Raw genomic sequence first — 12,013 nt, 5'->3', positions numbered from 1 at the left:
GGGTAAAAAGTTTTTCACCAACAAAGGGTCGTTATGTCAAAGAAACAACAGAGAAAAAGTCTAAACAAGAACAACTACAAAATCGAGGCTCTCGGACCACGTTGGATGATGGATGCCTATGTTGATTACGATGACTTTGTTGATGAAATTACTGATTACAATTATGCAAGTGCTCTGAGCTCAACTCTTTCAGAGATGCAGCAAAATGTTGACCAATCCTTTACGGAGGCTTTGGGCAAGTTAAATCTTGCTAACGTTTCTTCGATCCAGGATTTCTTCAGCAGCCTCACAAATGAAGCCGCATCTTGCCGTAGTTCAGATTTTCGGTAAAAACTGTAATGTTATTTCGTCCATTATGTTCATACTTTAATGTAATTATTACAGTCCTAGACACTCTTCCGTTTCGAGAATCCGCATGGGAGCCATATTTTACATTGGGCTCAAACATCTTTGTGGTATCAAAATAAGTATTGCTAGAAGCCGCAGAACTGGACGATTTTGCGGAAACTAGTTTGTGCGCATTTTGCGATCGTCTTCCCACGTTTGCATTTTCTGAATGAGAAGTTGCTTGAGTGACTCCATTCCTATATTTTCTTTAGCGCTGATTTGGAGTGCTTCGGGATAATGATTTAAAAGTTCCTGTCTGCGTTCGGGGCTAGCGCTTTCAGCTTTGTTGAACGCGATGATACGCGGAATTTTTGGATCGATCAAATCTTCCAAGATTTTGTGTGTAATTTCTAGGTGCTCCTGGTAATCGTTCGCGGTGGCATCGACGACGTTTAAAATGCAGTTTGCCTTGCTTGCTGCGCCAAGCGTACTTTTGAATGTATCGATTAGATGGTGGGGAAGTTTGCGGATAAAGCCGACCGTATCGGAAAGCAGAATGAACTTGCCGTCTCCCACGTAGAGTTTGCGCATGGTGCTGTCGAGAGTGGCAAAGAGCTGGTCTTTTACATAGACGTTGCTAGACGTTAAACGGTTCGTGAGCGTACTTTTGCCTGCATTCGTGTAACCGACGATGCCGACTTGGAAAGTGTCTTCACGGCGTACGGCTTGACGTTCGCGAGCGTCCTCGATTTTGACGAGTTTCTTTTTGAGTTCCTGAATCTTTTTGTGGATAATGCGACGGTCCGTTTCGAGCTGCGTTTCGCCTGGACCGTTCATGCCGATGCCGCGTCCGCCTGCTTGGCGGGAAAGGTGCGTCCAGGCGTGGGTAAGCCTTGGAACCAAATATTGGAGCTGTGCCACTTCGACCATCAGGCGGCTTTCGGCGGTTACTGCATGCTTTGCGAAAATATCAAGAATAATGCCTGTGCGGTCTAAAACCTTGATTCCGGGCAAGCGCTGTTCCAAATTGCGAACCTGAGAACCGGAAAGGTCGTCGTCAAAAATCACAAGGCTCGCTTCGTCTTCTTCGAGGGCTGTTTTGATTTCGGAAACCTTTCCTTCGCCGATGAGCGTCGCCGGATTGAATGCTTGCACGCGTTGCATAAAAGTGCGGGTGACGATTGCGCCTGCGGTTTCGGCAAGACGTTGAAGTTCGGCGAGATGTTCTTCCGCTATCACCTTTCGGATGCGCGGAGTGATAATGCCCACGAGGATCGCTTTCTCAATAGGATGTTGCATACGCTGAATAATATAAAAAAAAACACGCAACCCAATGTTGCGTGTTTCGAGATTGAACAGAAATGTGCGAGTTGGACTCAGAACTTATTTGTGAATGTTGATTGGCTTTGCTTCGAGGAAGGATCCGCAAGAAATCTTGACGATGTAAGTGGTGCTCGGAAGTCCCATCTTATTCAAGTCAAAATTGTACTGATGGTCACCAGCCTTCTTGTATCCAACGATTTCGCTTGCGACCAGTGCACCGTAGGCGGTGAAGAGACTGACCTTGACATTGTCGTTTCGGTCGAGAGTGTAATTCACATGGAGAATTCCCTTGTTATGCGAAAGTTCCAGGTGACTTGCGACACCGTTCAAGCCGTACATCAATGCGGTTGTCATTTCTCCTTCGCCGCTTGAACTTTCGTTTGTCACGGTAATTGTGATTGTGTAAGTGACGAGTTTGTTGTTGTAGCTAAAGCCTTGCGTGAGGGTGTATGTGTTTCCGTTCGAAACGCGGTTCGGGTAATGTCCGATTCTTGCGACTTTAGAAGTCATATCGAATTCCGAATAGATTGTCGCATTTTCGTTTGCGTATTCGACGACTTCACCGTTTGCATTGAACCAATGGCCCGGCGCATTTGCGGTCGAACTTGTATTCAAAGTTCCGTTCGGTTCAAGTGCAAAATAGGTGGCCAATGTGGCGACTTCCGATGCGGAAATGCCAAGTGCCGAGGCGACTTCGGAAAGCTTCAGGTCAAAGGTGACGGCCGCGTAATTATCGTCGATCGGGAGCTTTAGATTGACGTTGTAATTCAAAGCGATTGTTGCTGCGGTAGAGGCTTCGCTTGAACTGGATACTTTGGAGCTTGAACTGTAATTTTCAGAAGAGCTCGAACTGTAATTTTCAGAAGAGCTCGAACTGTTGGATGTAGAAGAACTCGAATAGGACGGTCCCGAAGAGCTCGAAGACAGGTTTGTCCAGTCGTAATCCAGCTCGAAGTTGCGATAGTAAGCGGTGTTTGCGTTTCCGGCTCCGCTGATGCCTGTTTCAGGCTTTAAGCGATAGTCGTAATGGTATGTGCGAATATTTTCGTTTCCTGTGTAAGCGTATTCTGTGTTCACGATAATGGCGAAGACCATTTGAGAACCATTCGTTGTCGACGGTATTTTGTCGAGATTCAAAATGGCGGTCCCTTCGCCGGTAATCGGTTCGCTGTAAACCGGCGTGCCGTCCGTGGCGCGGTAGGCGAGAAGGAAGTTCATATTCGTGTTGTTCGAATGGCTGCCGGTTGGATAGAAGGTAACGCTGACTTGCGAGGCTCCGCTAGAAACTTTCAGCGGCACCACATTGGCTCCGGACCAACCCGGAGTCGTTTCGGATGTAGGGATTAGATATCCGCTTGAATCGGTCGTCGATTGGTACGGCGTCATCGTCCACGTGTAACTGTAATTTTTGTTATCCCAATAATCTTGTTCCCAGTAGCTAGTCTGACCAAACTGTTGATTCAAAAGATCGCGAATGGATTCGGACCATTCTTTCATATCGAGCATCGCAAGCTTGGCACGGAATTCCGTAATCAAACGGCGAACCCCTGCATCTCCAAGACCAATGTCTAAACCATAGGATTCAAGCAGGTAAGGCGTTTTGCCGTAAGCGTGACCGTATATCCAACGCACGGAACCTGTACCGAGCCAAGTTCCCATGAAGGTCGGGAAAATATTGCTGTACTGCGCACCTCCCAAGAGATACCTCTGGTTTTTACCGGTAACGCCCTGCGCTCCCGGGCCACCAAACGTGCCATCGATTAGCCAACCGGAATAGCATTCGATCGGCATAAACGGGGCGATTACCGTGGCGGCATTCAAAAAGCCCATTCCGCTGTAAACTTGATTGCGACGACTAAACATGTCCTGCTGAATCCAGGTGTTTCCCGCTTCCTGGAACCAGTGAGCCTCTTTTGCGCCAGGATACCCGTTTGTCATCGAATGGATGCCTTCGTGAACCATCGCGTCCATTTGGGCAACGCGGTCGCTATAAGGGCAGCTGGTATTAAAGCTGTAAAGCGGATAAAAAGAAGCGGCAACAGCGGTGTAGCCCGCTACCCAGGTTTGCCATCCTCCAGTGGTGTCCGAGACTGCGCCACCAGCGCATGTGCCCGAACCGTAATAGTAAATGGCACTGTATTTGCCGTCTTGAGCCTGGGCGTCGGGAGCCCAGCCTAATGAATCATAAAGGTAGCCGAAATCGGTGTCGTATTTTTTGAGAATGCTGTCGATGGTGACGTCGGTAATACGGCTGTCTCGATTCGCGCCCCAGTAAAAAGCCCACCATTTCCCCGCTTTTTTACCGGTAACTCCATTGCAATCTGTGTTGAATTCCGTCGGCGGATTGATGATGCCGATATTTGCCTTGGTATCGTAATCCAAATCGGAACGATAACTCGGCCAAGTGTAGGAATCCCCGTTAGCCGCGAAGCTCAAAGAAAGCGTTCCGGCGAGAAGAGTGGAAAGAATTTTTTTTTGTTTCATGACCCAACGACCCATTTTTGCTGGAGGAAAATTCCTCCGTTTATTTGTGTGCTGTGTAAAAATAAGTCGTATTTTTAAAATGTGAAGTGCTTAAATGCTAATGTTTTCAAAGAATCCGTGTTAGAAATGTGTAAAAATTTTACGGATTGAAGATAGGGGAATCTTTTGCCCGGCAATCGTCAAAATTTTTGTATGGGCGTCGAATTTTTGAAGGGTTCCTTTCGCGGAAGGGTATGTGCCCATCCCTTTTTCAAGGTTTGGATTTTGCACAAAATAGGTCACATAAACGGAAGGATGTTCTCCGTTTTCGAGCCTTTCCAAAAGTGCGTTTAAGGCTTCGTCGAGTTCTGCCCGAGAGTCTTCGAGCAATTCGTCTTTTTGCACATTTAGATTTTCAAAGCGTTTGTTCGCAATTTCGTCCTCGTATCCGCGGAGCGCGGCGAACGGGCTAAAGATTTTCGCGCGGTCGGTCAGGTTCATGCGCGGATGCCTTTCCCATACCTTCTGGAGGACTTCCGGATATGGTAGATATGCCATTTCTGCATAGGGATTATGCACGGTGGCCTCCGATTTGGGAATTCCTTTCTTTGGCCGTTGCGCCTTCTTCTAGATCCATGCCTTTGAGAATCGCGTTTTTGCCAAAACGTTTTTTAATCAAAAGTTCCGCTTGCAAACGCTTTTTTTCTTTTTCTTCTGCATGGGCGTCGGTGAACAGATCGAATTCTTCGTATTTGGCGTCGAGAATGTTATTGGCTGCCAGGTTCAATCTTTTGACAGTCAAATTCGGCGGAACGAGGCGGTCAAATAGTTCAAGGACCGCTTGCGCAATTTGGGACTGCGAAGACGTGTAATGCCCCATGTTCGCTGTTCCGTGGGCGGGCTTTGGAATTTCTCTTCCGTAGCGGTCGATGACAAGGGGTCCTCGGTACATTCCCTTGGAAACGTTTTCTCGGTCATAGCCCACGTCCAAGGTCAAAGCGTTTGTTACGAGATGCTTGTCGATTAGATCGAGCGTAATGGAATCGACCATTTCTCGGACGACAATACGCGCCTTTTCCCAGCTGTAAGCAGAGGATAGAACCTGCCCTGCACCGAGGCTGTTCGATTTGGGCTTGAACTTTTTGATGTCGGCGATGGTGCAAGGCTCATAGCCCCAGGCATGGTCGATCAAAATTTCTGCATTCACGCCAAAGGTCTTGTACAGCTGCTCGGGAAAGTGAAGACTTGCCCGTGCGACATCTCCCATGGTATAAAGTCCCATGGATTCAAGCCTTTGCGAAAGACCTGCACCGACCTGCCAAAAACTGGTCAAAGGTTTGTGTGTCCAGAGCTTTTCACGAAAGATCTGCTCGTCGATTTCGGCAATGCGGACTCCGTCCTTGTCGGCAGGGATGTGCTTTGCCAAAATGTCCATCGCCGCCTTGCAAAGGAATAGGTTCGGTCCTATGCCCGCGGTCGCTGTGATGCCTGTGGTTTTGAGAACATCCTGGATCATGGAGCGGGCGAGGTCGTGGGCGGATTTTTTGTACAGCGAAAGGTACCGGGAAACATCAAAAAAGCATTCGTCGATCGAATAGACGTGGATGTCGTCGGGGCTGATGTACTTGAGATAGACGTTGTAAATTTGGGCGGAAATATCCATGTACTTCGCCATCTGCGGGGTAGCCGTAATGAAATCGATTTTTTTTACCGGTCTTTCGGCGGTAATCTTCGAGCTTTTGGAGGACTTCGAAGAGGCGTGGTCTACCGGGAATGCCGAGCGCTTTGAGGCTCGGGGACACGGCGAGGCAGATCGTTTTTTCAGTGTGGCTGGCGTCGGCGACGACGAGGTTTGTAGTCAAAGGGTCTAGACCGCGGAAAGCGCATTCTGCAGAAGCGTAAAATGACTTGAGGTCGATTGCGATATAGGTCCGCTTTTCCACTTTCTCAATTTAAAATTTGCCGAAGGAAATGCAAATCCTAGGTGATATGGAATACGACCCTTCCGATTACCGATCGCGGTTGGATCGATTGCGTTTACGGTGCGTTGATTGCATGGTTGTATGAGAAAAAAACGCAGTAACATCTTTCCATTCGCCAGGCTTTAGGCCATCGAGCCCGAGCTTGTCTATTTGGATGCGGACAAGGCGGAGCGTGGGGAAACCCACCGCCGCTGTCATGTGGCGGACCTGGCGGTTTTTGCCTTCGATCAGTGTCAGTTTGACCCAGGAAGTGGGGATGTTTGCCCGGTAACGGATGGGTGGATTGCGGTCCCAGAGATATTGAGGTTCCGGGACGATTTCCGCTTTGCATTTTCTTGTATGATAGCCTTGGATGACAATGCCATTCATTAATTTCTGGATGGCTTCTTCGGTGATTTGGCCTTCGACCTGCGCAAGATAGGTGCGCGGATGCGCCTTTTTGGGGTCGAGAAGGGTTTTAATCAGCTGGCCATGATCGGTAAGCAGTAAAGCGCCTTCGCTGTCGTGGTCCAAACGGCCTGCTGCATAAACGCCTTTCGGAAAATGGAATTCATTCAACGCCCGGTGATTCCCTTCGGGGGAAAATTGGCTTAAAACGCCGTAGGGTTTGTTGAAAAGAAGGACCGTCATCGGTTATTTAGAAATTTTAGCGTCTGCTTTAGACTGAAAACGGTCGTTTTGCACGATATAGCGTTCGTGCGTGCCGCCACCGATATGGCCTTTTTCGTCATAGGCGTCGACTTCAAAAACGAGTTTTCTTTCGTCCGTCCCCACGAGTTTTGCGATGCATTCGACCTTCATGCCGATGGGCGTCGGGGCTTCGTGGGTCACGTTCATCAGGGTTCCGACGGTCCCGAATCCTTCTTCAAGGTAAGGTTGTACGGTGGTCCAGGCTGCTTTTTCGAGCATCGCGATCATCGCAGGGGTAGCGAGAACTTCTAACGTACCGCTGCCGATTTCCTTTGCGGTATGTTCGTCGTCGACAATGAATTCGATGCTACCTGTGAGACCCTCTTGTAATCGAGACATTTTCGTCAAAATCCTTGGCTGTGATAATTCCTTATAAACCTAATATAGTTATTTCCTTTTTCTAGTAGAAGGCGAGGTGAAATATCTCGCCTGCGAGCAGGATTCGAGATTTTCGGAAGACCATTTTGTCGTGTGCTGGGATGCGCAGGATCTGGTCGGCGCTTTTCTGCGGTGGATTCTTTTGTGGGCATTCCGCTTCTGTATGTGGTTGTAAAGGCCGTTGTGGATGAGAATTTGGGAATTCCGGATGATGGAAAATTTATTTTTGTGAAATTGCCGAAGGGCAGACTTTACGATGGTGTGATGCATAATGGTTGCGGTATACGACAGTGGCCGCTGCGATACCTGGAACCTATGCCATTGTTTCGGAAGTTGTCGGCAGAGAACCCTAAACCAGGAGATTCCCTGTGGAATTATTGGCTGTTTTGATCGCCGCTATTTTGATGATTCTCGTGTGCGCATTCCTCTATGTTTCGTTTCGTGCGAAAAAGGATTCGGCGAGCGTCGAAAAAGAAATTCGACTGCAATCGGACAATGAACATTTGACGGCAGAGATTTTAGCATTAAAAGAAAAGAATCATTCCCTGGAAATCGAAAATTCCGGGCTTGTGCAAAAACTCGCCAAGGCAGAAGCGGACTTGAACGCATCTGAAGTGACATCCCAAAAGATGATTGCGGAACAGCAAAAACGCTTTGATGAAATTTCGCAGAAACTCGCCGAGCAGATGAAGAATGCGACGGGAGAAATGCTTAAACAGCGTCAGCAGGAATTTTCCAAATCGAGCGAAATGAACCTGGGACAGATTGTGAAACCGCTCCAGGAATCCATCGAAAACATGAAAAAGTCAATGGAGGAAGCCAAGGTTTCCCAGGCAGGACTTGGCGCTTCTCTGAAAGAGCAATTAAAACATGCGATGGACATGAGCTCTTCTGCAAAGGAAAGCGCCGATGAGCTCGCCCGTGTATTCAAGCATCAGAGCAAGCTGCAAGGCGATTGGGGAGAAACGGTTCTCGCGGAACTTTTGGAAAGTCAGGGTTTGGAAGAAGGCATCCATTTTGAAACACAGGGCGTTCTTCGCGATGAAAACGGGAACCGTGTAGTTACGGAAAATGGAAAAACCTTGCGCCCGGACGTGATGCTCCATTTGGATAAGAATCGCGTTGTCGTCATCGATTCCAAGGTTTCCTTGACCGCTTTTATGGAATATGTGAATTCCGAAGACGAAGTCCGTCGAGAAGCCGCTCTCCAGGCGCATCTGGACAGCATTTTACAGCATGTGAAGGAACTTTCCGAAAAAGATTATTCCTCTTATGTGCGACCGCCTCTTGTGAATGTGGATTATGTAATCATGTTCATTCCGCATACGCCCGCATTTTTGACCGCTTGGCAGAAACGTCCAACCCTTTGGCGCGAAGCGATGGACAAGCACGTTTGCATTGCGAGCGAGCAGACTCTTTACGCTGCGTTGCAGATTATTCGAATGACCTGGCGGCAGATTACGCAGGCGGAAAACCATGAAAAGGTTTATGCGCTTGCAAACGAAATGCTCGATCGCGTGGGACAGTTCATGAAGAAGTACTCCGCGGTTGGAACGGCCTTGGCGAGTGCGCAAAAGGCTTATGAAGAAGGCGAAAAGAAACTTTCGGATTCGGGTCAGAGCATTCCGCAGACCTGTGCAAAGCTCTTAAAGCTCGGGGCAAAGCAGAGCCTTAAGAATCCGATTCCGCAGATTGAAAATGGATGTTGATGGGCGCTGTCCTGTAAAGTCTTACTTGAGCTTTTGCAGCTTGGAAAGGTTCTTGTTGCTGCCGATCAGAATCAAGATGTCGCCTTCTTCCAGGGTAAAGCTCGGGGTGAGTTCTACGCAAAGGCTTTCGTTTCTGCGGATCGCGATGATGTTTAGACCGTATTGAGAACGAACGTTCAATTCCAAAATCGTTTTCCCGGTCCAAGATGGCGGGACCTCGATTTCCATGATGCTGTGGCCTTCGGAAAGCTGTGTAAAATCGACGACGTTATCCGCGGTCAGTTTTTTCGAAAGCTTCATCGCTGCCACATGTTCTGGGACAATGCACATGGACGCGCCCAAGGTTTCGAGAACTTCCTTGTCGGTTTCGTCACGGACTTTGCAGATGATCTTCTGCACTTTAAGCGCCTTCAGGTTCATGGTGATGATCACCGAAGTGGCAAGGTCGTTCGACGTACAAACAATCACGCAGTCGTATTTTTGAATGCCGAGCTGAGAAAGGGCTTCGCGATTCTTGGCATCGACTGTCACCGCTTTGGAAACGCGGTCGGCGATTTTTTCGATGATGTTCTCGTCGTTGTCGATGACGAGAACGTTGTGGCCTTCGTTGAACAGGTCCATGGCAAGTTGCGATCCAAAAAGCCCAAGTCCGATGATGGCAAATGATTTCATAAAAACTTCTTAACCGATAATGAGTTTTGCGGACGGATATTTAATGGACAAGTCCTCTCTTGCCTTGAAAAATCCGAGGGTTAAAGTCAAAAGTCCGACACGGCCTGTGTACATCAGAAGGATGACGATGAGGCTTGAAACGGGAGAAAGCGAAGCAGTGACGCCGAGTGAAAGACCCACGGTCGAAATCGCGGAAATGCTTTCAAAAAAGGCGTGAGCAAAAGGAATATCGGAAGAAAAGGCAATCAAAAATCCACCGGTGATGCTCAGCAGAACAAAGCCTCCGGAAATAGCGAACGCATATTGCAGCTGTTCATGACTCACGGTTCTGTGGAATATCGTCACATTCTTCTTTCCCTGCAAATTAGAAAGGATGGTCATGAAGATAATCAAGAAGGTCGCTGTCTTGATTCCGCCCGCCGTTGAACCGGCAGAGCCTCCGACAATCATCAGCAGGGAAGTCAGGGCGATCGAAGAATCCGAAAGGGAACTCTGATCGATGGAAGCAAAACCCGCTGTACGCGGCGTGACCGCCTGGAAAATGGAATTCACAATCTGGTGTCCAAGATTCATGTTACCGATGGTTTCGGGATTGTGAAACTCCATGAAGAAGAAGGAGCCTGCACCAAACAAAATCAAGAATGCACTGACGGAAATCACGATCTGGGTATAGACGGACCATTTACGAGGATGCCCCGAACTTGCGATGTCGTCCCACACAAGAAAGCCGATTCCGCCAATCACGATTAATGCGGAAAGTGTCAGAAGCACGACGGAATGATTTTGAAAACAGATCATCCCTGCCCCCGGTGAAATAGCTCCCATTAAATCGAAACCCGCATTGCAAAAGGCGGATATCGCATGGAAAATTCCAAACCATGCCGCTTTTAAAAATCCCATCGAAGGCAGAAAACAGAAAAATAAAATCAATGCGCCCACCGATTCAAAACAAAGAGATCCGATGAGAAGACGCATTTGAATGCGCTTTAAGTTTTGAAAGTTATCGGTTCTAAGGGATTCCGCGCTCAAGGAAAGGCTTTGGATACCTTCCCGGCGATTGAACAGGTGAAAGAAAACGGTGATGATGGACATGAATCCAAGACCGCCAATTTGCAACAACAACAGCAGCACGATTTGCCCGAACAGCGTAAACTGCGTCCAAATATCGACCTTGGAAAGTCCCGTGACGCAGACAGCCGATGTCGACGTAAAAAGGGCGGTCAAAAATCCGCAACTGTTTCCCGTTTGAGATGCGAATGGAAGCGCTAGGAGAATTGCACCAAAAAGGATTACCAAAATAAAGACGGCAATGGTCTTTTGGTAAAGATTCAAAATAATTCGATGTTGTTTAATCACCATTATCAAAAGTATAGCTTTTTTGAAGGAATGTGTAAATTGAACGCTTTAGGGGTGAAAAGGGAGAAATTTTGAACATTTTTGATGAACTTGAAAATGCGGACGACATTTTTGAATGGATAAAATGCTACGTGAGAGTTTAAAAAGTTGAACTTGAAAATGCTCGAAGTTAGCTTTTTTTTGAGGTGACTTCATGAAAGCATTGATCGGTGTAATGCCCCTGTGGGATGACGAAAAGGAAAGCATCTGGATGTTCCCCGGCTACTTGGATGGGATTCAAAAAGCAGGCGGAATTCCGATTGTTTTACCGCTCTCTTCCGATGAAGGCGACTTGGAGCATTTGGTAAAAATGTGTGATGGATTTCTGTTCACCGGTGGTCATGATGTTTCTCCGGAGCTCTACCAGGAAAAGCTTTTGAACAAATCCGTCGTCTGCTGCAGTCGAAGGGATGCGATGGAAAAAATCGTGCTGCAAAAGGCTTTGGAACTCGACAAGCCTTTGCTCGGCATTTGTCGCGGTATCCAGTTTTTGAATGCCGCTCTCGGGGGAACTTTGTATCAGGATCTGCCGACGGAAAGACCTTCGGTGATGGAACATCACCAACAGGCTCCTTATGACGTTCCTGTGCACCGGGTAAAAATTCTCAAGGATTCGCCTTTGTTCCAATGCTTGGGCGTGGAAGAGCTCTTGGTGAACAGTTATCATCATCAAGCGGTCAGAAGGATGTCGCCTATGTTAAAACCAATGGCCGTTTCGGAAGACGGCTTGGTGGAAGCTCTTTATATGCCTGGACATCGCTTTGTCTGGGCGGTACAGTGGCATCCGGAATTTTCGTACAAGACGGATGTGAGCAGTATTCAAATATTGCAAGAATTTGTAAGGATGAGTGGCAAATAAAAAAGCATAGGGTTCGAAAAAGTTTTTTCCATCCTGCACGCAAAATTGTGACCTAGTCACAGCTGCCTAGAACCTCTTTATGTAATATATAGGTGTAAGAACAATCCACATAAAGAGGTAAAACATGTCTGAACTGACGATCACAAAAGAAAACTTTGAAGCAGAAGTTATGCAGTCCAAGGTCCCGGTGCTCATCGATTTTTGGGCAAGCTGGT

Annotated in this window: 12 protein-coding genes and 1 pseudogene; 5 read left to right on the top strand and 8 right to left on the bottom strand. The window is 47.7% G+C overall.

The genetic code is table 11. The features are described from left to right. Positions 1-33 precede the first annotated feature (33 nt). Complete coding sequence (locus tag MR847_RS00480) at positions 34-330, top strand: hypothetical protein (RefSeq protein WP_106520373.1); 297 nt, start codon at positions 34-36, stop codon at positions 328-330. A gap of 177 nt (positions 331-507) precedes the next feature. On the opposite strand, the gene hflX is transcribed toward MR847_RS00480, so the two are convergent. The 6 genes and pseudogenes from hflX to MR847_RS00445 form a co-directional block, all read right to left on the bottom strand. After that, entirely contained in the window at positions 508-1,626 is a 1,119-nt protein-coding gene (gene hflX / locus MR847_RS00475; protein WP_100426402.1) for a GTPase HflX, read from the bottom strand. 84 nt (positions 1,627-1,710) lie between these two features. Continuing rightward, complete coding sequence (locus tag MR847_RS00470) at positions 1,711-4,134, bottom strand: DUF4859 domain-containing protein (protein WP_287722574.1); 2,424 nt, start codon at positions 4,132-4,134, stop codon at positions 1,711-1,713. Between the two features lie 120 nt (positions 4,135-4,254). Next, positions 4,255-4,671: a hypothetical protein gene (locus tag MR847_RS00465; protein ID WP_157798051.1), complete on the bottom strand. Its 417-nt coding sequence runs from the start codon at positions 4,669-4,671 to the stop codon at positions 4,255-4,257. Positions 4,672-4,684: 13 nt separating this feature from the next. Further along, a pseudogene (locus tag MR847_RS00460) lies at positions 4,685-6,056 on the bottom strand (Y-family DNA polymerase). A gap of 66 nt (positions 6,057-6,122) precedes the next feature. Beyond that, positions 6,123-6,725, bottom strand: coding sequence for a pseudouridine synthase (locus tag MR847_RS00450; protein WP_287722566.1), 603 nt, complete (start codon positions 6,723-6,725; stop codon positions 6,123-6,125). 3 nt (positions 6,726-6,728) lie between these two features. Further along, positions 6,729-7,124 carry a thioesterase family protein gene (locus MR847_RS00445; protein WP_100426408.1) on the bottom strand — a complete coding sequence of 132 codons (396 nt, stop codon included), beginning with the start codon at positions 7,122-7,124 and terminating at the stop codon, positions 6,729-6,731. 76 nt (positions 7,125-7,200) lie between these two features. Here MR847_RS00445 and MR847_RS00440 point away from each other — a divergent pair, with 76 nt between their 5' ends. Together MR847_RS00440 and rmuC are read left to right on the top strand one after the other, a co-directional pair. Beyond that, positions 7,201-7,338 (top strand): hypothetical protein, encoded by a 138-nt coding sequence (locus MR847_RS00440; RefSeq protein ID WP_287722563.1) that lies wholly within the window; start codon positions 7,201-7,203, stop codon positions 7,336-7,338. 193 nt (positions 7,339-7,531) lie between these two features. Continuing rightward, positions 7,532-8,872: a DNA recombination protein RmuC gene (rmuC, locus tag MR847_RS00435; RefSeq protein ID WP_287722561.1), complete on the top strand. Its 1,341-nt coding sequence runs from the start codon at positions 7,532-7,534 to the stop codon at positions 8,870-8,872. A gap of 21 nt (positions 8,873-8,893) precedes the next feature. On the opposite strand, the gene MR847_RS00430 is transcribed toward rmuC, so the two are convergent. Both MR847_RS00430 and MR847_RS00425 read right to left on the bottom strand, forming a co-directional pair. Continuing rightward, positions 8,894-9,544 (bottom strand): potassium channel family protein, encoded by a 651-nt coding sequence (locus tag MR847_RS00430; RefSeq protein WP_106520377.1) that lies wholly within the window; start codon positions 9,542-9,544, stop codon positions 8,894-8,896. A 9-nt stretch (positions 9,545-9,553) separates the two neighbouring features. Then, complete coding sequence (locus tag MR847_RS00425; protein WP_287722558.1) at positions 9,554-10,903, bottom strand: TrkH family potassium uptake protein; 1,350 nt, start codon at positions 10,901-10,903, stop codon at positions 9,554-9,556. 190 nt (positions 10,904-11,093) lie between these two features. Between MR847_RS00425 and MR847_RS00420 the strand changes: the two genes are divergently transcribed. Both MR847_RS00420 and MR847_RS00415 read left to right on the top strand, forming a co-directional pair. Further along, on the top strand, positions 11,094-11,798 hold the full coding sequence (locus tag MR847_RS00420) for a gamma-glutamyl-gamma-aminobutyrate hydrolase family protein (protein WP_287722556.1): 705 nt from the start codon (positions 11,094-11,096) through the stop codon (positions 11,796-11,798). Positions 11,799-11,922: 124 nt separating this feature from the next. Then, a partial coding sequence (locus MR847_RS00415) for a thioredoxin family protein (RefSeq protein WP_287722577.1) occupies positions 11,923-12,013 on the top strand: 91 nt, incomplete at its 3' end.

It is taken from the genome of Hallerella sp. (assembly GCF_022776125.1).
Taxonomy (GTDB): domain Bacteria; phylum Fibrobacterota; class Fibrobacteria; order Fibrobacterales; family Fibrobacteraceae; genus Hallerella; species Hallerella succinigenes.
This window is presented reverse-complemented; position numbering and strand designations above follow the sequence as displayed.